General features: G+C 60.4%; 24 protein-coding genes and 1 pseudogene. 8 read left to right on the forward strand and 17 right to left on the reverse strand.

The features are described from left to right. From FKG95_RS29110 to FKG95_RS29120, 3 genes are all read right to left on the reverse strand, one after another. On the reverse strand, positions 1-190 hold a 190-nt coding region (locus tag FKG95_RS29110; protein WP_246116882.1), incomplete at its 3' end, for a thiamine pyrophosphate-binding protein. Between the two features lie 102 nt (positions 191-292). Further along, on the reverse strand, positions 293-1,732 hold the full coding sequence (locus FKG95_RS29115) for an NAD(P)/FAD-dependent oxidoreductase (RefSeq protein ID WP_142899989.1): 1,440 nt from the start codon (positions 1,730-1,732) through the stop codon (positions 293-295). A gap of 60 nt (positions 1,733-1,792) precedes the next feature. Then, positions 1,793-2,218: a nuclear transport factor 2 family protein gene (locus FKG95_RS29120; protein WP_246116944.1), complete on the reverse strand. Its 426-nt coding sequence runs from the start codon at positions 2,216-2,218 to the stop codon at positions 1,793-1,795. Positions 2,219-2,943: 725 nt separating this feature from the next. Between FKG95_RS29120 and FKG95_RS29125 the strand changes: the two genes are divergently transcribed. The 3 genes from FKG95_RS29125 to FKG95_RS29135 all read left to right on the forward strand — a co-directional run bounded on the left by FKG95_RS29125 (position 2,944) and on the right by FKG95_RS29135 (position 4,340). Continuing rightward, positions 2,944-3,381 (forward strand): hypothetical protein, encoded by a 438-nt coding sequence (locus FKG95_RS29125; protein ID WP_142899990.1) that lies wholly within the window; start codon positions 2,944-2,946, stop codon positions 3,379-3,381. Positions 3,382-3,530: 149 nt separating this feature from the next. Further along, entirely contained in the window at positions 3,531-3,755 is a 225-nt protein-coding gene (locus FKG95_RS29130; protein ID WP_142899991.1) for a hypothetical protein, read from the forward strand. Positions 3,756-4,130: 375 nt separating this feature from the next. After that, on the forward strand, positions 4,131-4,340 hold the full coding sequence (locus FKG95_RS29135) for a hypothetical protein (RefSeq protein ID WP_142899992.1): 210 nt from the start codon (positions 4,131-4,133) through the stop codon (positions 4,338-4,340). Between the two features lie 15 nt (positions 4,341-4,355). On the opposite strand, the gene FKG95_RS29140 is transcribed toward FKG95_RS29135, so the two are convergent. Next, positions 4,356-5,210, reverse strand: a complete 855-nt coding sequence (locus tag FKG95_RS29140) for a LysR family transcriptional regulator (protein ID WP_142899993.1) — start codon at positions 5,208-5,210, stop codon at positions 4,356-4,358. 266 nt (positions 5,211-5,476) lie between these two features. Between FKG95_RS29140 and FKG95_RS29145 the strand changes: the two genes are divergently transcribed. Beyond that, on the forward strand, positions 5,477-5,899 hold the full coding sequence (locus FKG95_RS29145; RefSeq protein ID WP_179954334.1) for a globin domain-containing protein: 423 nt from the start codon (positions 5,477-5,479) through the stop codon (positions 5,897-5,899). Positions 5,900-6,001: 102 nt separating this feature from the next. Beyond that, positions 6,002-7,282, forward strand: a complete 1,281-nt coding sequence (locus tag FKG95_RS29150; protein WP_142899995.1) for an NAD(P)/FAD-dependent oxidoreductase — start codon at positions 6,002-6,004, stop codon at positions 7,280-7,282. Between the two features lie 148 nt (positions 7,283-7,430). Here FKG95_RS29150 and FKG95_RS29155 read toward each other — a convergent pair whose 3' ends face one another. The 4 genes from FKG95_RS29155 to FKG95_RS29170 all read right to left on the reverse strand — a co-directional run bounded on the left by FKG95_RS29155 (position 7,431) and on the right by FKG95_RS29170 (position 12,693). Then, positions 7,431-8,075, reverse strand: coding sequence for a putative adhesin (locus FKG95_RS29155; protein ID WP_142899996.1), 645 nt, complete (start codon positions 8,073-8,075; stop codon positions 7,431-7,433). Positions 8,076-8,193: 118 nt separating this feature from the next. Further along, on the reverse strand, positions 8,194-10,977 hold the full coding sequence (locus tag FKG95_RS29160) for a cation-transporting P-type ATPase (protein ID WP_246116945.1): 2,784 nt from the start codon (positions 10,975-10,977) through the stop codon (positions 8,194-8,196). A gap of 187 nt (positions 10,978-11,164) precedes the next feature. Next, a complete protein-coding gene (locus tag FKG95_RS29165; RefSeq protein ID WP_179954335.1) occupies positions 11,165-12,010 on the reverse strand; it encodes a universal stress protein in 846 nt (281 codons plus the stop codon). Between the two features lie 158 nt (positions 12,011-12,168). Beyond that, positions 12,169-12,693 (reverse strand): Hsp20/alpha crystallin family protein, encoded by a 525-nt coding sequence (locus FKG95_RS29170; RefSeq protein WP_179954336.1) that lies wholly within the window; start codon positions 12,691-12,693, stop codon positions 12,169-12,171. A 217-nt stretch (positions 12,694-12,910) separates the two neighbouring features. On the opposite strand from FKG95_RS29170, the gene FKG95_RS29175 reads away from it, so the two are divergent. Next, a complete protein-coding gene (locus FKG95_RS29175; RefSeq protein WP_142899999.1) occupies positions 12,911-13,705 on the forward strand; it encodes a DUF2189 domain-containing protein in 795 nt (264 codons plus the stop codon). 28 nt (positions 13,706-13,733) lie between these two features. On the opposite strand, the gene ccoS is transcribed toward FKG95_RS29175, so the two are convergent. The 8 genes from ccoS to ccoN all read right to left on the reverse strand — a co-directional run bounded on the left by ccoS (position 13,734) and on the right by ccoN (position 22,130). After that, entirely contained in the window at positions 13,734-13,958 is a 225-nt protein-coding gene (ccoS, locus tag FKG95_RS29180) for a cbb3-type cytochrome oxidase assembly protein CcoS (protein ID WP_142900000.1), read from the reverse strand. Beyond that, positions 13,955-16,297, reverse strand: coding sequence for a heavy metal translocating P-type ATPase (locus tag FKG95_RS29185; RefSeq protein WP_179954337.1), 2,343 nt, complete (start codon positions 16,295-16,297; stop codon positions 13,955-13,957). Before FKG95_RS29185 ends, ccoS begins: the two co-directional genes overlap by 4 nt. 8 nt (positions 16,298-16,305) lie before the next feature. Then, on the reverse strand, positions 16,306-16,881 hold the full coding sequence (locus tag FKG95_RS29190) for a FixH family protein (RefSeq protein WP_142900002.1): 576 nt from the start codon (positions 16,879-16,881) through the stop codon (positions 16,306-16,308). Beyond that, positions 16,878-18,356: a cytochrome c oxidase accessory protein CcoG gene (gene ccoG, locus FKG95_RS29195; protein WP_142900003.1), complete on the reverse strand. Its 1,479-nt coding sequence runs from the start codon at positions 18,354-18,356 to the stop codon at positions 16,878-16,880. Before ccoG ends, FKG95_RS29190 begins: the two co-directional genes overlap by 4 nt. A 321-nt stretch (positions 18,357-18,677) precedes the next feature. Continuing rightward, entirely contained in the window at positions 18,678-19,547 is an 870-nt protein-coding gene (gene ccoP / locus FKG95_RS29200) for a cytochrome-c oxidase, cbb3-type subunit III (protein WP_142900004.1), read from the reverse strand. 2 nt (positions 19,548-19,549) lie between these two features. Then, a complete protein-coding gene (locus tag FKG95_RS29205; protein ID WP_142900005.1) occupies positions 19,550-19,699 on the reverse strand; it encodes a cbb3-type cytochrome oxidase subunit 3 in 150 nt (49 codons plus the stop codon). 11 nt (positions 19,700-19,710) lie between these two features. Next, the gene (gene ccoO, locus FKG95_RS29210; protein ID WP_142900006.1) at positions 19,711-20,439 is read right to left on the reverse strand and encodes a cytochrome-c oxidase, cbb3-type subunit II; all 729 of its coding nucleotides are present in this window, start codon (positions 20,437-20,439) and stop codon (positions 19,711-19,713) included. Positions 20,440-20,456: 17 nt separating this feature from the next. Further along, the gene (gene ccoN, locus FKG95_RS29215) at positions 20,457-22,130 is read right to left on the reverse strand and encodes a cytochrome-c oxidase, cbb3-type subunit I (RefSeq protein WP_142900007.1); all 1,674 of its coding nucleotides are present in this window, start codon (positions 22,128-22,130) and stop codon (positions 20,457-20,459) included. 607 nt (positions 22,131-22,737) lie between these two features. On the opposite strand from ccoN, the gene FKG95_RS29220 reads away from it, so the two are divergent. Together FKG95_RS29220 and FKG95_RS29225 are read left to right on the forward strand one after the other, a co-directional pair. Then, complete coding sequence (locus FKG95_RS29220; RefSeq protein ID WP_142900008.1) at positions 22,738-23,178, forward strand: FecR family protein; 441 nt, start codon at positions 22,738-22,740, stop codon at positions 23,176-23,178. Beyond that, positions 23,171-23,815, forward strand: coding sequence for an OmpA family protein (locus FKG95_RS29225; protein WP_142900009.1), 645 nt, complete (start codon positions 23,171-23,173; stop codon positions 23,813-23,815). The genes FKG95_RS29220 and FKG95_RS29225 overlap by 8 nt, the downstream gene beginning before the upstream one ends. Positions 23,816-23,945: 130 nt before the next feature. Here FKG95_RS29225 and FKG95_RS30295 read toward each other — a convergent pair. Continuing rightward, a pseudogene (locus tag FKG95_RS30295) lies at positions 23,946-24,055 on the reverse strand (IS5/IS1182 family transposase); the annotation flags it as partial.

The raw sequence follows: 24,055 nt of genomic DNA on the forward strand, positions 1-24,055 counted from the left end.
CGGTCGCGCGGGTATAGCCGTCGCAGATCATGCCCGCGTTGGTCTCATGCGCGCAGTCCCAGAAAGTCACGCCCGCGCGCGGAAACAAATCCGATACCGGCATCATCGCTGACCCGATAATCCCAAAGGCATGCTCAATACCATGCATCTGCAAAACCTTCACAAAGGCTTCTTCCGTCGTCATCTTCATAATGTCTATCCCTCTCTTGTCGTCATCAGGCGGAAGACGTTTCGCCTTGCTCCCCTGAGGTGAAGTTCTGAACCCTCGTTCCGACGGGTTCAGGTTCGGTTTCTATTTTCGTTTCTCGTCGTTCAGGTAGTACCAGACATACATCGCCCGCTGGCCGATCCGGCGGAAGGGCGTCAGGACGCCGTGGCTGGGCAAGGGTGAGGTAAAGATCGGCAGATCCAGTCCCCCTCCCTTCCCGGCCACCATCTGCGCCATGCGCCGGCCGGCCTGTGCCGAATACATCACCCCGTTCCCGCCGTAGCCCAGCGCATAGAAAATCGACTGCCTGGGGTCGGGCTGAAAGATCCTGGGCATCATGTCGTGACTGACGTCCACCCAGCCCCACCAGGAATAATCCAGATCGATCCCGCGCAAGACCGGAAACTTTCGGTATAGGCCTTCCTGCAGCAACGCCAGATGTTTCGGGTTCTCTGCGTCCGCGCCGGTGATCGCGCTGCGGCTGCCGATCTGAACCCGCCCGTCGGGCAGCTGACGGTAGTAGTGGCGCAGGGTTCGGGTGTCGGTCAGCACCATATTGGTCTTGAAGTTACAGGCGTCGCGCTCCTCGTCGGTCAGCGGCCGGGTGACGATCGAATTGGAGAGAACCGGCATCAGACGGTTCTTGGTGCGGTTATGCAGGCCCGGCGGTGTGTAGCCTGCTGTCGCGAGCGCCACGGCGCGGGCCCGCACGGTTCCGCCGGGCGTGGTCAGGTGATGCACGCCGTCGACCGTCTTCCAGCCCATGACGGGACTGGAAGGATGAACGGTCGCACCCAGCTTCCGCGCCAGTTTGATGTAGCCGAAGGCAAGCTTGGCCGCGTGAATGCCGATGCCGTCCGGCTCGTGCATGGCCGCAAGGCCTTCCTCGTCTTTGACAAAGTCCCGGTGCAGTTCTTCACGGGACAGAATGCGGGTGCCGTAGCCGAAAGCGCTGTTCAGCAACTCGGATTCCCGCTCGATCATCGCCTTCATACGCTGATTGTGCGCGATGTAGAGATGCCCGCCCCGCTGCGGATCGCAGTCGAAGTCGTCGGAAAGAATCAGGTCCCGGAACACATCGAAGGCCTCGGAAACTTCCGCATGCAGGCCTTTGGCGACATCCAGACCCCAACGCCTGATCCACTCGGAGCGCTTGAGGCGGCCGGAGGAGATCTGCGCCTGCCCGCCGTTGCGGGTGCTGCAGCCCCAGGCCAGGGTGTTGGCGTCGAGCACGGCGGCCTTGATGCCGTGTTCCTTGGCCAGATGGATCGCGCAGCTCAGCCCGGTGTAGCCTGAACCAACGACCGCGACATCCACGTCGACATCCTGCGAGATGGGTCCATCGTCCTCGGGCGGCGCCCCCGCCGTACCGACCCAATAGGTCGGGGCATAGTCACGGTTATGGCCCGGCCCCCGGTCAACAAGGGGGTCGTAGCGCGGATCGTAACTGCTTTTCGGCCAGTGCTTCGGACGCTTATCGCCTGGCGCTGCGGTATCTCTGGTTTGTAGGACTTGATCGGCCATCAGATGTCCTCCCACTTCAGGCGCCGTGCCTCCGGGCTGCATGACGACGGACATGGCGGGTCACGCCTTGAAGAGAGGGCGGTTCTTGCGAAGCGCCTGCTTGACGACGATTTTGCCGTTGCGCAGAGTGAAGAGATCTGCACCCTCGGCTTCGACGCGCATACCGTCTTTATCGGTGCCGCTGAAGGTCCATTCGGACACCGCGCGGTCTTCGTAGACGAAATGGCTGTGATGGTCCCAATGGGCATCGGGCATGGCCGCCCAGACACCGGAGAAAGCCGCCGCGATGGCGTCCGCGCCCTCGATCTTCGAGCCGTAGACTTCGGGACCGCCGACCGGATAAAAAACACAGTCTTCCGCAAAAGCCTTCATGACACCTTCGACGTCATGCTTGTTGAAGGCGTCGAAGGTCGCGACGAGATCCTCAACGGTAATTTGCTTGCTGCCCGAAGTCATCGGCGTGTCCTTCCCTGCTTGAACTCTCATTTGAAAAGCCTCTGTTCCAGGGGCCACCCTGGGGGCACCGGGAAAATGACGAGAGTCACGCCGGGCAGATAGGGCCAGTTCAGGAGTTCGCTAGAGCCAATATTACATGGCGTGCCGGAAAAGCCAGTCGTCGCGGCAACTGGATCTAGTGATTTCCGAATCTGGATCTATGGCGGATCAAGGCCCGTGAAGCGCGAAGCGAGGCACCCTGGGGGCTTCCGGGCCCTTGAACCGCAGGAGAGCTGACAACGGAAAGCGCCCCCAGCGCCTGTCGTACTGAGCGGCATTCGCCGATCCATCCGTACCCGCTAGGCTTTACAAAGGCTGCCTCGGGCCGGCCCTAGGGTCTGTTGAGGTTCAGGATATCGTCGTGGCGGATCATATGTTTTCAGCGGTTAGGAGCGAGTGGCGCCATGTGGCGGGCCCCACACAAGGCGCTCGCGACGCAAGTGCTGAAAATATATGATCCGTCCTGAAAGGATTGGCCAGAGCTAAATCAAGCTCGCGTCGCTCATCGTTGAATATGCCCAACATGTTCTGCCTCCTCGCTCCTAATCTTGATTTAGCTCTGGCCAACCCCGGCGGTATCCTGAACCTCAACAGACCCTAGAACAGATCCCCTCGGCGGAACGCGATCCGCGCTGGAGGACCGGATTTGCATGCGGGACCGAGCAGATCTATTTTTGACCGTCAAAGCGGTGGGATTTCCAAAGGTGCAGGAAAGCATGAGCGGTCTATTGGTCAAGGGTATGAGCGGGCGCAAAACCATCGCCGCCGTCATTGTTGTGGTGGGTCTCCTGGCCGCCCTCTTCATTCCCAACCTGATCTGGGCGGGCAGAACATCGCTGCAAATCGTCAACACGAGTCCCTGGCCGCTCGAGGGTATTGAGATCGAGTTTCAAGGCGGGCGCGAAACCCTCGAGAATCTGCCGGCGGGCGACAAGGCAACCATCTTGCTGCCTGTCAAAGGCGAGACGGAGATGACCCTGCGATACCGGATCACACCGGGCGCAGGCGCACAAATGCAGGAGCGCGGTTGCGATGCCGGATACATCGAAGCCGGCCTTTATTACGTCACGGCAGAGATTGACAAATTGGGCGCGGCGGTCTGCCGCGTTGAAATTGCGTCGCCGGACCGGCTTCTGATCTTCGAGATGTTCTGACAATACTCCGGGCGCAGAAACTCCGATGCCCACCCCTCTTCACCGCACAACCCGGTCCTTCATAAACGCATAGCCCTATACACTTTTTGGGGAATGACGCGACACATGACCGAACTTACCTTCCTGTCAAGAAACTGGAGGGTTCAGTTATGAAAAAACTATTTGCCTTAAGCTTTGCAGGCGCCGTGTCAGTCGCGGCCCTTGCAACATTTGCCGCCGGTGCAACCCGCGCCGCAACAGTTACCGAAACACCATCCTTTGCCGGCGAAAGCCAACGCGCCAAAAGTGCGCAGGCTTCGTTGCGTTTTGTCGACTCCGACCTGAACGGCAGTCTGGAGGCCGGAATTCTTCGTCAGACTTTGGCCCCTTTTTGAGATCTCACAGCTGCGCGGTAGCAGCGCAAGACAAATGAAATTTTGAATTCGAATGACCTGACTTCCGGCACCTGGACCAAATCACACAGAGGGTCTTCCCGCAGGTGCCGGACTTTTTTGCAGAGTTGAATCAAGGCGTCGTCACGCCGTGAAGCGATCAGGTCCGAGAAGCAATTGGCTCAGCAGGAAGATGGCAAAATACCGCCGGCACCACGGCTCCCTGGACGTCGACGCAATCAAGATCACCAGCGTCTCGACTTACATCTAGAGCAGATCCGGTTTAGATGGAATCGCCTTCGGCGATCCGTCGTACCGGTGAGTCTGCTCTAACTGTTTGATGTAGAGCGGGTTCACATGTGTTAGCGAAAACACAGAGTGTTTCCGTTAAAACATGACGCGCTCTATTGCCTGATTCCCGAGGACATCACTCTCGATCCGATCGAGGTGACACAGCAGTGGATAGCACGCCATGAGCCGGTGAACGGCGGTTACTTTCTGCGCTTTGAAAACGGGCTGACGGGATTCATGACCGCCGAGATGTTTGAACGGGAATTCAAACCTGTAGGTCCGGCTGAAACCTCTTAAAGGCTGAAACTGCAATTACTGCGGCGGCAGAAAAACCTGATTAAAGGACTCGCGGAGCCAGAGGATCGTCGCCTGAACACGCTTGGTCTGTACCGTATCGGGATGCGCGTGCAGATGAAGGTCCCGCATCAGTTCAGGTTCCCCCTCGCCGATCCGAACCAATTCATCGTCCTGCTCGGCCAGGCACATGGGCACCAGCCCCTTGCCCACGCCATTGCGGATGGCCTCGAACACGATACCGGCATCCGTGGCGGTCAGTCGGACCGGTTCATTCCGCCTCCTGATCCGGCTCTGGGTGCGGGTGATGTTAGGGCGCAGAGCATCTTCGTCGTAAAACGACACCCAGCCGAGCTGATCGGACTTCGCCCAGCGTGAGCGGTACACCGCGTAGGGCACTTCGCCGAGCTTGATCGCAAACGCGCCGTCCCGCGGCTCGACCTCAAACCAAAGCGCCAGAGACGCTTCGCCGCGGACGAGGCTGCGTGGGACATGAGAGACAGTGCGAAGATCGAGGCGCGGGTGCTTGGCTAAAAACGGCGCCATGACCAGGCGGCTCAAGCGGCTGATCGTCCAGGCATTGCCAAGCAAACGAACAATGCCGACCGGCCCGGAATCCGCCGAGGTCACCGCATCTTTTAACTGCTCAACCCGGCGCTCCACATCGATCGCCTTTGCAATCGCAGCCTGACCGGCGTCTGTCAGAGCAAAGCCGGTTTTCGAACGCACAAAAAGAATGACACCGAGGTCCGCCTCAAGCGCGGAAAGCCTGCGCCCGGCCGTTGACTGGTCAATTCCGAGCATATATGCCGCCTGTGTCAAGGATCCCAGGCGGCTGATCGCCAGCGCCACCTTTAAGTTATCCCAGTCCATTCCTCCAACTCCCCGGACACATCATGCAAAAATGCATAATGCTTATGCTTTTTCGCGGGTTCAACCCCGACAACTTTGAGTGTAACTAATCAAAGGCGTGCGGCGCGCGCAGGCGGTCACGCGTCTGCAATAATAAAACCATATATGATACAAATACATATAATACAAATACTTAATAAGCATGTAGCTGCACAATACCACTCAGGATTGCATTCCTGAGTGCAGTTGCGCATGTGAGTGTGTAACTGAAGCATTGGGAGATGCAAATGGCGCTCACCATCCAAGAAGTGCAGCTCTTACGGGACAGCTTTCGCGAAATCGCGGTCAAGAGCGAGCAGGCCGGCGATCGCTTCTACAAGATCCTCTTCGAGAAAGATCCCGAGGCGCACATCCTGTTCACAAATGACATCGGGCGCCAGGGCACAATGCTGATGAGCAAGCTCGGCATTATCGTCTCCGAACTGCACAACATGGAATCCCTGGCGCCCATGCTGGAGGGATTGGCAATGCGGCACGTCGCCTACGGGGTGAAAAAAGAGCACTATCCGATCGTCGGTGAAGTCCTGATCCAGTTACTTTCCGAAATGCTCGGCGACGAATTCACACCCGAAGCGGAGGCGGTCTGGATCAAGGTCTATGTCGAGCTCGCGGACCTCATGACCGAGGTCGCTTACCCGGACCTCGACTGACACCCACGCAAACTCTGGCTTTATCGCCGACTCTGGTCTTTACCCCAGAGCCGGAGTCTTCTATTTGGTGATCTGTCGCCGCAATCAGATCACCGAAGCGCAATGACAGCGGAAGCCCACGCAAAGTCCTACTACGCCGCAACGGCAAACCGGCACAGCGATTATCCCTCGCTGAGCGAGGACAGCTCCTGCGATGTCTGCGTAATCGGAGGCGGTTACAGTGGTCTTTCCAGCGCACTTCATTTGGCCGAGCGCGGGTACGACGTCATCCTGCTGGAGGCCAACCGGATCGCTTGGGGCGCCTCTGGACGCAACGGCGGACAGGTCGGGAGCGGCCAGCGGCAGGAGCAGGACGTCCTGGAGGACATGCTGGGCATCGCCGACGCCCGGCACCTATGGGATCTGGCCGAAGAATCCAAGACTGTGGTGAAAACGCGGATCGCCAGGCACAAGATCGATTGCGACCTTAAGCCGGGCATCCTGCACGCGGCCTCCAAGCCGGCGGATGCCGCTGACTTCGAGCCCTATGTCGAGAAGCTGGCGCGGGAGTATGGCTATGCGCATCTGCGCAGCGTCTCGAGGGAAGAGATCGGCGCGATGCTCGGGACCAACCGCTATCACGGCGGTATCCTGGACAGTGACTCGGCGCACCTGCACCCCCTCAACTACGCGCTCGGCCTCGCCGGGGCCGCCGATGACGCAGGCGCACGCCTGTTTGAGGCTTCGCGCGTTACCGGCTATCAGGATGGTGCGGTCTGCCGGATCGCCTGCAACGGCCATCAGGTGATCGCCCACCATGTGGTCCTGGCCTGCAACGGCTATCTGGAGCGTCTCGAGCCGCGGCTGGCGGGCAAGATCATGCCGATCAACAACTTTATCCTGGCCACCGAACCCTTGGGTGAAGCACTGGCCGGAGAGCTCATCCGCGACGACGTGGCGGTTGCGGATACCAAATTCGTCATCGACTACTACCGGCTCAGCGCCGACCGGCGTCTTTTATTCGGCGGCGGCGAGAATTACCGGCGCAGCTTTCCCCCGGATATCGCGGGTTTCGTGCGCAAATACATGCTGAGGGTCTATCCCCAGCTGGAGAGCAAACGGATCGACTATTCCTGGGGCGGCACGCTGGCCATCACTTTAAACCGCATGCCTGATTTCGGCCGCCTCTCTTCAAACATTTACTTCGTGCAAGGCTTCTCGGGACATGGGGTCGCCATGGCCTCGCTGGCCGGAAAGCTGATCGCGGAAGCCGTGGCCGGAACCGCCGAGCGTTTCGATGTCTTCGCCCGCATCCCGACACGGCGTTTTCCCGGCGGCACCCTGCTGCGCTGGCCGGGACTGGTCTTGGGCATGCTCTACTACGCCCTGCGCGACAAGCTCTGACGCAATGAACGCTAGAGCGCGTCATGTTTTAACGGAAGCACTCTGTGTTTTCGCTAAAACATGTGAACCCGCTCTACATCTTATAGTCAGAGCAGATTCACCGGTACGACGGATCGCCGAAGGCGATGCCATCTAAACCGGATCTGCTCTAGCGGTCGGCGATGGAGCGGCAGGCACACCAATGCACAATCGCACCGTCACAGATATTCCAGTTGCCTGCCAGCAGTGCAATGATCGGCACGCCCCGGTCGCCGATATCGCCGGACAAGGGCGGCACCACGCAGTAGCGGCGGTCGCCGACGACACCACGCGGCACCGTCGCCGCGCTGCTGGGCGCCACGGGCGGGTTGTAAACCGATGACGGAACGGATGCGGGATTGTTGCCCAGGCTCAGGCCCGAGGGATAGGTCAGACGGTAATTCCAGACTTCCTCGCCCCCGCGCACGATGACCGGCACGTCCGGGTTGCTGCCGTCGGCGGCGATCATCTCCAGAAGGTGGTCGGGAAGCTGCTGAACGTCCTTGCGCGACTCGATGTAAGCCCCGACCGTGTTCAGGAGAGCCTCACCATGATGACACCAGAAGACCATGGTCACGCTCGGCGGCAGACGCACTTTGGGATAGTTCTTGTCGGTCACCGTGTTGAAGGAACCATGTCCCGCAAAGACGACTTCCTTCGGCTTGGCCTGCCCCCCGGCCATGGCATTGTTCATAAAGTCCGCACCCATGGGCGCTGAAATCACCGGACCGCTGCTCTCGACTTTACTGCGCGCCTTGCGCTTGAACCAAGACATAAGCTCCCTTCCCCAAGTATTCCTGCGAGCGAACCAATCGCTTTCTATGCATAAGGCTGCCTGAAAAGCGCGCAAAAATCTACTGTACGAAAACAAACGGCGGGCAGCAGCCGTCCGATCACCTCCTCTGCACAGCGTTCATGACGGCGCGGTAGCCCCACTTCTCAAGCTCCAGCACGAGCAGGACCGCGACGCCGATGGCGATAATCTGAAGCCCCTGCAGCAGATCGAGGGACCGGACCCCAAACAGCAACTGCATGAACGGCAGGTAGGTGAAGAGCACCTGAAGAGCGATCACGACGCCGACCGCAATCAGGACGGCCGGTGTTCCTATCACACCGCGCCAGGTGATTGAGGGGCCCTTGAGATAGCGCACGGAGAAGAGATAAAAAATCTCCAGAACCACCAGTGTGTTCACGGCGATGCCCCGCGCCTGCTCGACGGATGCGCCCTGAGACTGAGCGAAGATGAATTCACTGAAAATCGCGCCTGTGAAGAGGAGCGACACGAAGACGGTCCGCCAGAGGAGGAAGGGCGACAGGATGGCTTCCTTGGCCGGCCGCGGCGGACGTTCCATGATGTTGGCTTCGGCGGGCTCAAAGGCCAGCGCCAGCGCCAGGGTCACCGCGGTCACCATATTGACCCAGAGGATCTGAACGGCGGTGATGGGCAGTGTGCTTCCCAGAAGGATCGCACCGATCAGAACACAGGCTTCCGCCCCATTGGTCGGAAGGATAAAGAGAATAGCCTTCTTCAGGTTGTCGTAGACCCGCCGGCCTTCCGAGACCGCATCGGCGATGGTCGCGAAGTTGTCGTCGGCCAGCACCATCTCGGCGGCTTCCTTTGCCGCCTCGCTGCCGTTGAGCCCCATGGCGATGCCGACGTCGGCGCGCTTGAGGGCGGGCGCATCGTTGACGCCGTCGCCGGTCATGGCGACGACCCCACCCTCGGACTGCAAAGCCTCGACCAGACGCAGTTTGTGCGCCGGGCTGGTCCGGGCAAAAACCGCTGTTTCGTATACACGCCGTCCCAGATTCTCATCGCTGATGGCGTCGAGCTCCGCACCGGTCAGGACCGCATCCGCGTTTTCCAGGCCAAGCTGCCGCGCCACGGCAACCGCCGTGCCGGCATGGTCACCGGTGATCATCTTGACCGCTATTCCCGCGGCACGGCAATTGGCGACGGCGGCGATCGCTTCCTCGCGGGGCGGATCGATCAGGCCGAAGAGTCCCAAAAAGGTCAATCCGTCTTCCACGTCCCCGAATTTAAGATCAATCTGCGAATCTCTGCCGGGCTTTGCGGCAACCGCAAGAACCCGCTGGCCGCGCGCGGCGATTTTCTCCGCGGTCTCACTCCAGTACCGCTGGTCGAGCGCGCCGTCTTCGTCACCGTTCCGTTGCCAGGAACACATTTCCAGAAGACGCTCCGGCGCGCCCTTGACCACGATCCGGACATGGCCTTCATGGTCATGATGCAGGCTGGCCATGAAGCGGTGCTGGGAATCGAAGGGGATTGCATCGCGCCTCGGCCAAGTCCGGCGCTCGAAGCCCAGATCACTGCCGGTTTTCGCTGCCGCGACCACCAGGGCGCCCTCGGTCGGATCTCCATCGATGACCCAACGGCCATCGGCTTCCCGCAGCTCAGCGTCGTTGCACAAGAGACCCGCCAGGCAGACTTCGCGCAACAGAGGATAGGCCTGCGGGTCGATGTCCGCGCCCTCGAGCGAGAACCGGCCCTGCGGCGCGTAGCCGACACCGCTGACATCGAAGATCCGCCGCTCGGTCGCGATCGAAGCCACCGTCATCTCGTTCCGGGTCAGGGTCCCGGTCTTGTCGGAACAGATCACCGAAACCGAGCCAAGGGTCTCGATGGCAGGCAATCGGCGCACGATAGCCTTGCGCCGTGCCATGCCCTGTACGCCGATCGCAAGTGTGATCGTCAGGATCGCCGGAAGACCCTCGGGAATTGCGGCCACCGACAAGCCGACAACCGCCATGAAGATTTCCGAAAAACCGTAATCTCGCACCAGTAGCCCGAAGGCCAGGACCATCGCGGCAAGCGTCAGAATGCCAGCCGTCAGCCACTTGGCGAACACCGCCATCTGGCTCAGCAGCGGCGTCTGCAGAGTCGTGACTTCGGTCAGCATACCGCTGATCCGGCCGATTTCTGTGTGTCCCGCGGTGGCGACAACGACGCCCCGCGCCTGGCCATAAGTTACCAGGGTGCCGCTAAAAGCCATCGAGAGACGGTCACCAAGGGTGGCGGTCTCTGCGACTGCTTCGGTGTCCTTTGCGACCGGGACGGATTCACCCGTCAGCACCGATTCGTCGACCTTGAGCCCCTGGAGGTCGAAGAGCCGCAGATCCGCGGGCACCCGGTCACCGGCCTCGATCAATACCACGTCGCCGGGCACCAGATCCTTGGCCGGAATGGTGATCCGCGCCCCCGACCGGATCACGCTGGCGGCGGGTGCCAGCATGCTGCGGATCGCCTCCAGGGCACGCTCGGCCTTACCCTCCTGGACAAAGCCGATCGCGGCATTGATCAAGACGACAGCCAGAATCACCTGAGCGTCGATCCAGTGTCCCAGCGCCGCGGTAACGAGGGCCGCACCCAAGAGGACATAAATGAGAAGATTGTTGAACTGGGCCAAAAACCTGGAGAGCGCGCCACGGCGTTTGGGCTGAAGCAGAAGATTCTGGCCGAACGCGATCAGGCGCCTTTCGCTCTCCGCCGTGCTCAAACCATTCAGCCCGCTGTCCTGCGCCGCAATGACCTCGGTTACGGAAATAGCATGCCAGGGACGCTTCTGGCTGGGAGCACACATCTGTTCAGACGGCGATACCGAGAGATTTTTCTCCGCTGAAGACAGCGTCTGTCCGCCCATTGGGCCGCGCTCCATAGATTCCTTCCAAAGCCGTCATGTGTTTGTAGATGAACAGGGTGAGACGTAACTCTTGCCGATCGCAGACTGCGGATCAATGAGACAGGTCAACCGCAAAGATCCGCGCTGGGTAAGCAAGAGTCACAAAGAGAGGGATTGCCCGCTGCAATCCCTCTTTCAAAACCCTACCTGCGATGGCCTGGATCTAGTGCGACATCAAAAGGGGCACCGGCATGTGCTGCAGGAGCTCGTGCGTCACGCCACCCAGTACGATCTCGCGCAGACGCGAGCGGCCGTAAGCACCCATCACGATCATGTCGACGGCATTGTCAGAGACATAGGCCAGGATGGCGTCCGCGACGCTGACCTGATCGGTGTTGACCGTATCCACGGTCACCTTGATACCATGGCGCGCCAGGTGCCGGCCGATGTCGGCGCCGGGCCGCTCTCCATGAGCGCCGCGTCCCACGACCGGATTGACCGACAGGACGGTGACGGACTTCGCCCGTTTGAGCATCGGCAGTGCGTCGGCAACCGCGCGCGCGGACTCCCGGCCCGGATTCCAGGCAATCAGGACATGCTCGCCAAGGGTTTTTCCGGCGCCGATGTAAGGCACCATCAGAACCGGGCGGCCCGCCGCCAGGATCACATCCTCGGGTAGCCTGGTGCCGCCAAGCGGCTCGCTCTTGCGGTCGTCGACCTGTCCCAGCACGACGAGATCGGCGTAGCGGGACATCTCGGCGATGGTCCGGGCCGCGTCCACATCTGTGGTCCTGACGACATGGCAGTCGCTGTTGACTCCGGCACGCTCCACGGTCTTGCGAAAGTCATTCGAAACCAGATCCGCCCGTTCGTGCTCACGCTGCCGCATCTGCTTGAGAATATCGTCGGGCACATGAACTTCCATATAGGCCGCCATGGTGATCCCGGCGTCCAGCGCCAGCCCCGTCAAATGAGCGTCATGAGACCGTGCCAGTTCGATGGCCGCCTGAACGCGCTTCTCACAGGCCGCAGAGTCATCGAGATAAACGAGGATGTCTTTGTAGGTCATAATCGCTCCGGTGATAAAAGGGTCAAAAGTTTCGCTGTCTGGCATGACAGAGAAGGGGTTGTAATGCGGGGACGCAAAGTCCTCGAAATTCAAGTGAGGCCGGGCGCAAAGCTGAAGCCATCCGAGTGCCCGCACCCGGCCAGTTATTTAATGCGCGGTCAGCCGGCCGCAATCTCGATCTTTTTGGCCGCTTCCACTTCTTTTGGATTCTTCGGGATGGAGACCGTCAGTACGCCGTTCTTGAAAGCCGCGGACGCCTTCGAAGTGTCAGCGGAAGGCGGCAATCCAAAACTGCGCTGAAAGCTGCCGTAGCTGCGCTCAATATGACGGTATCCCTTTTCCTTATCTTCTTCCTCTTTCGCTTCCTTCTTTTCTCCCGTGACCACGATCCGGTCGCCTTTGATCTCGACAGAGATGTCTTTCTCCTCAAGACCGGGCAGTTCCATTTCCATGGAAACGCCTTCATCGGTCTCCTTGAGATCGGTGCTTGGATTCAGGTAACCGGCAGCTTCGCCCTTATCGGCGAAAACCCGGCCCGGAAAACCCGAAGCGTCGAAACCTGCCCAGAGCTCGTCGAAGAGATGGTTCATATGATCCTGCAGTTCGACCAGCGGACGGGTTGCTGCCTTGGGAGTTCCGGAAGCCTTCGACCAGGGCCAGGATACAAGGCGATGTTCACTCATGAGCTTCTCCTTACATTCCTTAACTGAGGGAAGATGCGCTTGAGTAACGCAAGGGCGCATCCGGTTGTTTCAATCTAAGACGCGTTCATTGCCGTGGCATTGATACACGTCAATGATGCGCCGGCCGACCTGGGCGAGATTAACTTCTAGGGGGATACCGCGGCTTTGCGTTATCCTGCAATCGGCATGCGCGAATGACTTCTAGGGAGGAGAGTTAATGAGTTCACAGGATACCGCTCAGGTCAGCGGACACGCGCCGCGTTTCACGATCCGGCCCGTCACCATGGAACAACCCTGGAAATGGCTGGCAGCGGGCTGGAGCGACCTCTGGCGTGCGCCCGGCGTATCGCTGACCTATGGTGCGCTGCTGACGATCGCGAGTTTTTGCGTCTCGGCAGGCCTCTTCCTCTCTGGTCTCGAGTATCTGCTGCTGCCGATGATCGCAGGTTTCATGCTCCTGGGTCCCATGTTGGCGGTCGGGCTTTACGAAATCAGCCGGCGGCATGCCCATAACGAAGACGTGGACCTGAAAAGCGCGCTTTTCGTCAAAACCCGCTCGCCGGGTCAGCTCGCCTATATCGGCGTCCTCCTGACCCTGATGATCCTGGCGTGGATCCGGATCGCCACCCTGCTTTTCGCCCTCTTCTTCGGAACCCTTGAAATACCGCCCCTCGAAGAAGCAACCCAGCTTTTGCTCTTCACCCTCGAAGGTCTCTCGATGCTGGCCGTGGGCACTGTGGTCGGCGGTTTCTTCGCTGCGGTGGTCTTCTCCGTCAGCGTTGTCTCAATTCCCCTGCTGGTGTTCCATAACGTCGACGCAGTCACCGCCATTCTGGTCAGCCTGCGCGCCGTGCGGGACAACCTGAAAGCCATGATCGTCTGGGCCTGGCTGGTCGCCATGGTCACGGCCTGCGGACTGGCCACCCTCTTCGTGGGTCTGATCGTTACCTTCCCGCTGATCGGGCACGCCACGTGGTACGCTTACCGCGATCTGGTCCAGGAACGGCACTGATCTGACTGAGAATAGAACGACAAAAAGACTAGAGAGCCCCGCGCTCTCTAGTCTTTTTTTTCTTGTCCGCCTCGGTATCTCCGGGCGTTTTTTTCTTATCCGTATCGGTCTCTTCGTCGTCATCGAAGAGAATACGGTGGGCCGCGCCGTCCAGGTCGTCGAACTGCCCCGAGCGGAGCGACCAGAAGAAGGCCACAACGCCCAGCAGGCCCAGAAAGAGCGCGGCAGGAATAAGATAGCTCAGAGCCGTCATGAGGCCGCCTGGCTACCTGAGACCGGCGGCGTCGGCTGCACGCCGGTGGATGCCGATTTCTGCCGGGGTGCCTCGGGCGCGGTGTGGCGCTTCATCGCATAAAGCCGCAGCGAATTGACCGTCACGACAATGGAGGACGCGGACATGGCAACCGCGGCCACCAGGGGCGTCACATATCCGGCAACGGCGAAAGGCACCGCAATCGCATTGTAAGAAAAGGCCAGCGCGAAATTCTGCAACACGAGACGCCGTGCGGAACCGGCTACAGAATGGGTTTCGACCAGCGCATCCAGACTGTCGCCCTGAAAGATCAGATCCGCCGCCGTCTGGCTGACTGCGGAGGCATCGGCGGGGGAAATCGAGACAAACGCCTCGGCCAAAGCTGGCGCGTCGTTCAGGCCGTCGCCGACCATCAGCACACGTTTGCCCTGGGCCGAGAGTGCCTTCAAGCGGGCGATCTTGGCATCGGGACGGCATTCCGCATGCCAGGTCTCGATCCCGAGCGTTTCGGCCACCTGACGCACCGGTCCGGGCCGGTCGCCGGAGAGCAGTTCGACGGCCAGGCCGCGTTCCTTCAGAGCTTCGATGCTCTGCCGCGCGTCGGGTCTCAGTTCGTCCCGGAAGCGGAACGCGACGGGCGGCTCGCCCTCGCTGGCCAGCCAGAGCTCCATATCCAGGTCGCTGCCGTCAGAGGCGTCCTGGGCCCCCTCCCCGATCCCGCACCAGACCCGGTTTCCGAGGCGCAGCTCCGAACCGTTCATTTGAACGGAGAGCCCCATGCCCGGTGTCTCCGACACGGTCTGCGGCAGTGTGGGCACAGGCCCTTGCGCCTTGGCGGCCCGGTAAAGGGCGCGCGCCAGGGGGTGTTTACTGGCGGCGGCCATCCCCGCCGCCAACTGAAGCCGTTGCGGCGAAACCTCCAAACCCTTGATCAGTTCCGGCTGCCCCAGAGTGAGGGTCCCGGTCTTGTCGAAGACCACCACGTCGGCTTGCGCCAGGCGTTCGAGGCCATCCGCCGCCTTGACCAGGATCCCCTTGCGCAGCAGACGGTCGACGGCGGCCACCTGAACCGCAGGCACTGCCAGTCCGAGCGCGCAGGGGCAGGTGATAATCAGCACCGCCACGGCGATCATCAGCGAGAGCTGCCAATCCAGCGCGCCGATCCAGAGCCAGCCCAGGAAGGTTCCCGCGGCAAGGATATGAACCACCGGGGAATAGGCCCGCGCCACCCGGTCGGCCAGACGCTGATAGCGCGCACGGCCCTGTTCGGCGGCCTCCATCAGGTTCACGATCTCGGCCAGCAGCGTGGAATCTTCGGTCGAGGTCACACGGACGCGCAGGGCGCCGTTCAGGTTCAACGTGCCGGCGAAGACCTCCGTGCCGGCGGTCACGGTCCGGGGCACGGACTCACCGGTCACCAGCGCTGTATCCACGTCGGATTGCCCCTGCTCGACAGTGCCGTCGACCGGGATCCGCTCGCCGGCCGCCACGGCCACCAGCATGCCGGGCTCGACCTGGGCCGCCGCCACGCGGCGTTGACTGCCGTCCGGATCGATCACCGTGGCGCTCGAGGCGCGCATGGCCATGAGGTTCTCCGCCGCCGAACGCGCCTTGCCGCGGATCCGCAGATCCAGGTAGCGGCCGATCAGAAGGAAGAACAGCAGGGTCACGGCAGCATCGAAATAGACGTGCTCGCCACCGCGCATGGTCTCCGCCAGCGACATGCCCGCGGCCAGAGTGACGCCGAGCGAAATCGGCACATCCATGTTCAAATGGCCGCTGCGCAAAGCGCCCACCGCCGAGCGGAAAAACGGCCGTCCGGCGATCACCACCGTGGGCAGGGCGATCAGCGCGGAAATCCAGTGCATCATGACGCGGGTCGCGGGCCCCATGTCTGAAACCAGTCCGCTCCAGACCGAAACCGACAGAAGCATGACGTTCGCCGCCGCAAAGCCCGAGAGCGCCACGGCCCGCAGCAACTCCCGCTCTTCGCGGTTCCCCGACTCTTCCTGACTGCCGCTGTCCAGAGGCGCGAGCCGGTAGCCCATGCCATCCACTTTCGAGACGATCTCGGCGAGCCCGGTCGTATCCTCGCGCCAGCGCACGAAGAGCCGCCGCGTGCTGAGATTGACCCGCGCCTGCTCGATGCCCGGCAGTTCGGCGAGCCCCTTTTCAATCTGGTTGATACAGCTTGGGCAATGCAGGTTCGAGACCCCCAGGCTGAGATCGTAGAGATCCCCCTCGAGACAACGCGCGAAGGACCAGGCTGTCGCCAGCAGACCCTCGTGTTCGTGGCGTTCAGCCTCCTTCGCGAGGTCAACCGGGGGGCAGCAGTCCATGCCGGCGCTCATTGGACATTGACCCGCTTTTCGATCCCGAAAATGAAGCCTTCATGCTCGGCGGCGTCCGCGCGCGCAATGTCGTGCCGGTTGGGATCGCGTTGTGCACTAAGGCGGATCAGCCAATTGCCTTTCAGGGGAAAGGCCACGTCGGTCTCGTAGCGGCCGGCGCCGACGGCCTCCAGTTCGATCGGACGGTCGAAGCCCTCGTTCGTCGGGCGCCAGATCTGACCGGCAACGATCAGGCCCTCGAGGAGCGCGCCGTCGCGGTCGCGCATTTCCAGGGTGATGCGTCCATAACTCTCGCTCTGAGAGTCCGCATCAGCAGTTGCCGCTGCATCCGGGCTGCCCGGCGTGTAGATGACGTTTTCCTGCCAGCCGAGCGCATCCCGGTGTTCCATCGCTTCGAGTGTCGTGTTGTAGCGCAGGCCGCGCTGGTAAGCATCCTCGGTGCTGAGTCCGCTCCAGCTGTCCAACGCCATAAACACCATGAAACCATTTACGGCAAAGACCACACCGAAGAACGCGGCGAAGGCACCAAAGACGTGATAACCATTCAGGTTTTCCGGCAGGCTCAACTTCATTGTTCAGGCCCTCTGAAGATGCTGTCGTGACGGGTCTGGGTCTGAGTCGCGCTGTCCGTGACGACAAAGGTAAAGGGAAGAGACTCATCCGCCATCGCCCCTTGGGGAAGAGTAACGAATACCCGGAAACTCGCAAGGCGGTCCGACCGGACCGCAAGAACTTCAGGCTCGGATCCCACCACCTGGAGCTCCGCCCCGGTCACGCCTTCAACCGTCAGAGCAAAGTCCTTCTGTTCGTGGTCTTTGTTCAGGATCTTGACCGTGTAGCCGTTGCGGATCGAGCCATCGGACAGGGTCACGAAGAGCGGGTTGCGGTCGCGCAGAATGTTGACGTCAACCGCGGAACGGCTGACCAGGGAGACCAGCATCACCGCGCCGACCAGCGCCAGAATAGCCATATACATGATACTGCGCGGCCGCATCAGGCGGATACGCGCTTTGTCGCCGTGTGACCGCGCATCGACGTTCGCCAGTGTGTCATATGCAATCAGACCGCGGGGCAAACCAACCTTGTCCATGACATTGTCACAGGCATCGATGCAGAGCGCACAGGTAATGCACTCGAGTTGCTGACCGTCGCGAATATCGATCCCCATGGGACAGACCGCGACGCACTGGTTGCAATCGATACAGTCACCCAGGTTTTCCACAGGCGCATTTTTGCGCCGCGGCCCGCGTGGCTCGCCACGGAAGTCCCGGTAGGTCACCGTCAGGGACTCTTCGTCCAGCATGGCCGCCTGGATCCGGGGCCAGGGGCACATGTAGGTACAGACCTGCTCGCGCGCATGTCCGCCGAAGAGATAGGTCGTGCCGGTCAGAACCGCGATGGTGGCGTAGGCAACAAAGGGCGCTTCCAGGGTAAAGAGCTGAGGCAGGAAAGTCGGCGCGTCCGCGAAGTAGAAGACCCAGGCACCGCCGGTCGCCGCGGCGATGATCAGCCAGATGGAATGCTTCGCGACCTTCTTGCCGATCTTCGAGGCGTTCCAGGGTGAGGCCTCCAGCCGCATCTGCGCCCCACGGTCGCCTTCGATGAAACGCTCCACCGCGAAAAAGAGATCGGTCCAGACGGTTTGCGGGCAGGTGTAGCCGCACCAGACCCGTCCCGCGAGGGTCGTGATCAGAAAGAGCGCGATTGCCGCAATGATCAAGAGGCCGGTCAGGTAGTAAACCTCCTGCGGCCAGATCTCGATAAAGAAGAAGTAAAAGCGCCGGGCGGGCATGTCGATCAGGATTGCCTGATCCGGCAGGTTGGGCCCACGGTCCCAGCGGATCCAGGGCGCCAGATAGTATATCGATAGAGTGACGCCGAGAATCACCCACTTCAGCTTGCGGAAGGTGCCCGAGACGGCCTTGGGGTAGATTTTCTCGCGCTTTTTGTAGAGCGAGCGTTGCTCCGCTGTATTGACCGCCGTGGCCTGGCTGCGTTCGACACCGCCGCCGCCGTCATAGGCCTGTTCTCTGACTTGATCCACCATCACCTTGTCTCGCCCCGTCTCAGCAGGGCCATATGTGCGAAGCGTAACCTGAGCACGGCCCGTCTTGATTAAAAACCATCAAGATCCTGTACCGTCCTCAATCCAAGTGAGTAAGAGACTAAGTCACGCTCAACAGAGAGTCCGTGAAAAGCGACCGGCTCTTTCTCACGATCGTTCCCGGCCATAACAGCCGGGAACGAAAAACACCCCCTTCACCGATGGATGCAACACGCGATCCACCGGGCGATGCGGGATCCGACTACCGCCTTTCTCAGCCCCCAGAGAAAAGCAATCGGACTCCGTCATCGCGTGTCTCGGCCTTTATTCACCGCCGCCAAGGGAGTGAACATAAACAGCCAGCTGTTTGATCGTGACCGGATCCAGCCTGGTACTCCATCCAGGCATCGCCCCTCCGCGACCGGTGTTGATACTGGTAATCACCGAGGCTTCGTCGCCGCCATAGAGCCAGAGGCTGTCCGCCAGGTTGGGCGCGCCGAGATCCTGGTTTCCGGTTCCATCTTCCATATGGCATGCGGAACAGTTATCGACATAGAGTTCCTCGCCCCGGGCCGCCGCTTCCGCATCCGCCTCCGCGCCGGAGAGGGAGAGAACGTAAGCCGCAGTGTCGCGGATCTCTTCCCGGCTCAGCAGCTCGTCGCGGCCGAAGGCGGGCATGTCGCTGACCCGAGTGTCCTCGTGATCCGAGCGGATACCGTAGAGGATCGTATCCTGGATCGCCTCAAGGCTGCCGCCCCAGATCCAGTCGTCGTCGTTCAGGTTGGGATAGCCCACCGAGCCGGCGGCACCCTGGCCGTGGCACTGCGAACAGTTGACCGCAAAGGCCGAACCGCCGCCTGCCTGGGCAAAGTTCAGAAGATCGGCGTCATTGCGGATCTCCTCAAGTTCCGCTGCCGCGATCCGCTCCAGAAACACGCTCTGACGCGCTTGCGCCGCGGCAACCGCCTCGGTCAGGTTTGCACGGCTGGAGTAGCCCAGAAAACCGCGGGTGTGATCCGAGATCAGAGGCCAGGTCGGCATGAAGATCCAATAGACGAAGGACCAGATGCAGCAGGCGTAAAAGGTCCACAACCACCAGCGTGGCAGAGGATTGTTGAGTTCTTTGATGCCGTCCCACTCGTGACCGGTGGTGTCGACGCCGGTTACCTCATCCGTTTCTTTAATTCCTGCCACGGTCAATCCTCCTCCAGCGGCATTCTGGCCGCGTCATCGAACTTCTTTTTGTTGCGCGGCCAGAGGGCATAGACCAGCACGATCGCGAACAGCAGCACCAGATAAAGCAGACCGTAGGTCTCGCTGAAGTAAAGAACATCCTGATAATTCATGGCGTCATTCCTCAGCGCAGGTTTTCTTCGGGCTGGTAGCTGTCGAAATCGACCAGCGTGCCGAGCATCTGCAGATAGGCGATCATGGCATCCAGTTCGGACACGAAGGCCGGATTGCCGTCAAAGTCGGCAACGATCGCTTTGGGGTACCGCACCATGAGTTCATCAACGCCGTCGGCATCCGGATCGCTTTGCGCCATCAGGTCGACGAATGCGGCTTCGATCATTTCATCGCTGTAAGGCACGCCCACACCGGCATTGGCCCTCAGATGGGCGGCAATATCGTCCGTCCTGATGGCCGTGGTCGCAAGATGCGGATAGCCGGGCATGATCGATTCAGGCACCACCGAGCGGGGATTGATCATGTGGGCGACATGCCACTCATTAGAGTAGCGTCCGCCGACCCGCGCGAGATCGGGCCCGGTCCGCTTGGAGCCCCACTGGAAGGGATGATCGTACATGCTCTCCGCCGCGAGGCTGTAGTGACCGTAGCGTTCGGCCTCGTCGCGCAGCGGACGGATCATCTGGCTATGGCAGTTGTAGCAGCCTTCACGGATGTAGATGTTCCGGCCGACCAGCTCCAGCGGAGAGTATGGCCGCATACCCTTCACCTTCTCGATCGTGCTCTCCAGATAGAACAGCGGCGCAATCTCGACCAGTCCGCCGATGGAGACCACGACCAGGATCAGAACCAGCAGCAGGGTCGAGTTTTTCTCGATGATTTCATGTTTGGCTAACATAGCTGTCTCCGCCCCTTCTATTCTGCTGGAGCCGCAGCCGGCTGACCGGCGGCAGGCTGCGTCGTGGCGATCTGGCCTTTTTCGTCACGCAGGTCGCCGCGGGCGGTGCGCCAAAGGTTGTAGACCATGACCAGGGCTCCGATGAGGAAGAGTGCTCCACCACCGGCACGAATGACGTAGAAGGGATGCATGGCCTCCACGGTCTCCACAAAGGAATACTCAAGGAACCCGAGGCTGTCGTACGCCCGCCACATCAGTCCCTGCAGAATGCCCGACACCCACATGGCCGTGATGTAGAGCACGATGCCGATGGTCGAGATCCAGAAGTGCACGGAAACGAGCTGCAGCGAATAGAGGCGCTCACGCTTCCAGAGGATCGGCATCAGATGGTACATCGCGCCGAAGCTGACGTAAGCCACCCAGCCCAGAGCACCGGAATGCACGTGTCCGACCGTCCAGTCAGTGTAGTGACTGAGCGAGTTCACCGCCTTGATCGACATCAGCGGCCCTTCGAAGGTGCTCATGCCGTAGAAGGCGACGGAAACCACCAGCATCCGCAGAACCGGATCGGTGCGCAGCTTGTCCCAGGCTCCCGACAGGGTCATCAGGCCGTTGATCATCCCGCCCCAGGACGGCATCCACAGCATGATCGAGAAGGTCATGCCCAGGGTCTGCGCCCAGTCCGGCAGTGCCGTGTAGTGCAGGTGATGCGGTCCGGCCCAGATGTAGAGGAAGATCAGCGACCAGAAGTGAATGATCGACAGCCGGTAGGAGTATACCGGCCGGTTCGCGCGTTTGGGCACGAAGTAGTACATGATGCCCAGGAAACCCGCCGTCAGGAAGAACCCGACCGCGTTATGGCCATACCACCACTGGGTCAGGGCATCCTGCACACCTGAGAAGAGCGAATAACTCTTCGTCCCGTCGAGCGATACCGGCAAAGCCAGGTTGTTTACGATGTGCAGCATCGCAATGGTTACGATGAAGGCCAGGTAGAACCAGTTGGCCACATAGATATGCGGCTCCTTGCGCTTCCAGAGCGTACCCAGAAAGACCAGCAGGTACACCACCCAGACGAAGGTCAGCCAGAGATCCGCATACCATTCCGGCTCGGCGTATTCTTTCGACTGCGTGACGCCGAGGACGTAGCCCGAAGCGGCGATCACGATAAAGAGCTGATAGCCCCAGAAGACGAACCAGGGTGCAACCTCGCCTGCCAGGCGCGCGCGGCAGGTCCGCTGCACCACAAAGAACGAGGTGGCAATCAGGACGTTGCCGCCGAAGGCAAAAATGACCGCCGAGGTGTGAACCGGCCGCAAACGCCCGAAGGTCGTCCAGGGCAGATCCAGGTTCAGATCGGGAAAGGCCAGTTGCAAGGCGATGATCAGGCCGACCAGAAATCCGACGATACCCCAGAAAGCCGAGGCAATGATACCTGCCTTCACGACGCCTTCGTTGTATTCGATCTTCGAAGCGTCCGCCGTGACCAGGGGCGCAGCGTTGTAGTGCTTGTGAATTAATAAAAACACGCCGGTGATACAGGCGAGCAAAAAGACCAGACCGTGAAACGCCATGTAAGGATCGGCTGCGTTGGCCATCAGGAAAAGACCAAGCAACGAGCCCACTGCAAGAGCGACACCGACGACGTAAGTCGTCGGGTGTACTTTAGCGGCATGTTGGGAAGGATTCATCGGTTCCCCCGGAATGCTAACAAAAAAAGCACCAGAGGTGACGAACTTTGGCGTCGCCTCTGGCACAAGGAGGTGAGAGATGCATTATTTCTAAATCGGCAGGCCTGTTCATCCATTGACATAAATCAACATCGTCCGATTTGGCGAAAATGTCGCAGATTGCGCTCACGGGAGGAGCAAGCGCCGGAAACAGGAATCCTGAAAGACATCCGGTCAGATCTCATCTCGATTCGCTTTCCGCAGAGCAAAAAAGTGCAAAACAACATACCACAAAGCCTGGCGCGGACGAACCGCGTCTTGAAGTTGAAGAGCCCGAGGCGGGCAGGCGGAAGTTACTAAAGTATGAGACCCGCTGCCAAGCGGACTGCGGAGCGGCATAATGTCGCCTCAAACTTGAACCTGCGGCGATCCGCCGCGGCAAAAATCTCTCCAACACACTGAAAAGTCTCCAAAAGAAATACCCGCATAGGAGGAAACGCGTCCATATGCACGCAGACGTTCTTGTTTTTTCCCGTCGATACACGCAGCATAAGAAGGCTTGTGGTTCGCCGCATGGCCGTCGTGCCCCGTGGTGAAACAGTGCATAAAAAACGAGAGGGGAATTAGGGTGCGATTAGTCAGAAATCTCGCAATCCTGCTGTTGTTTCTGCAGTCAGGATCCGCGTGGGCCGATGATGCGATCGGCTATCTCAAAAGCGCGGAAGGAACCACGCTGGTCATGCGCGGCGAAGGCACAATGCCCATCGCCATCGGTGATCCGGTTTTCGTCGCCGACCTGCTGATCGTCAAAGGCAGCGGCTCAATGGGTATCACTTTCATCGACAACTCCCAGCTTTCGCTGGGGTCGGGATCACAACTTAAACTGACCAGCTTCGAGTTTGTGCCTAAGGAAGAGAAGCTGTCCTTTGTCACCGAACTGCTGAAAGGCACGCTGCTTTACGTGTCGGGCGTGATCGCCAAGCTCTCGCCGGACTCCGTGTCTGTTGTCACGCCCGTCGCGACCCTCTCGGTCCGCGGCACCAAGTTCCTGGCCCGTGTCGATGACTAGTCCTTCACAAGTAAGGCCGTCGCAGGCCTTCGAGCTGCGCGCAATCCGCCCGTGGCTCGCCGCCCTCGCCCTCCTGGCGCTTTCGGCCTGTGCACCGAACAACCTTTTCGTTCTTCTGGAGGACGACGACGGAAAGGTCGGCGCGATCCAGGTTCAGAACGAGGCAGGGGCCCAGACCCTCAATCAAGCCGGTCAGGCAACAGGACTGGACCGCGCCGGACAGGAACCGGTCGAGCCCTTCGTGCTTGAAGAGGATGAAATCCGGGAGGTCTTCGGGGAAGCGCTCGACGCCCAGCCGGAACCCCCGGTGACCTTCCTGCTTTACTTCAGAACCGGCACCTCGGAGCTGACGCCTGAATCCCAGGCCCTGATCCCCGACATATTGCGTACGATCGACGAACGCGAGACGCCGCCCAGAATCGCCGTCGTGGGCCATACCGACACCCTGGGTGCCGCGAGCGTCAATGCGGCCCTCTCGCTGGACCGGGCGAACGTGGTGCGCGACCTTCTGCTCAGTCGAGACCTCGACCCGGACTTCGTCGAAGCGACCTCGCATGGGGAAAACAATCCGCTGGTGCCCACAGCGGACGAGGTTTCGGAACCGCGGAACAGACGGGTGGAGGTCACCATCCGCTAAGCCGAGATTTCAGTTTGAACAAAAAGGAAGGGCGCTGTGGGACATCCCGGCAGCGCCCTTTTCTCATTCCAGCGTCTGGCGAAGCCTAGAGCATGTTCCGATCTTACGGAATATGCTCTAGGGTCGGGACTCAATTGATCCACCAAGTGATGGAAGCGGCGAGGCATATGGCCGCGAGGAAGGTGTCGGCACGCTTGTCGTAGCGGGTCGCTATCCTCCTGAAATCCTTGAGCCTGCAGA

Source organism: Denitrobaculum tricleocarpae, from assembly GCF_007004665.1.
Classification (GTDB): domain Bacteria; phylum Pseudomonadota; class Alphaproteobacteria; order Kiloniellales; family Kiloniellaceae; genus Denitrobaculum; species Denitrobaculum tricleocarpae.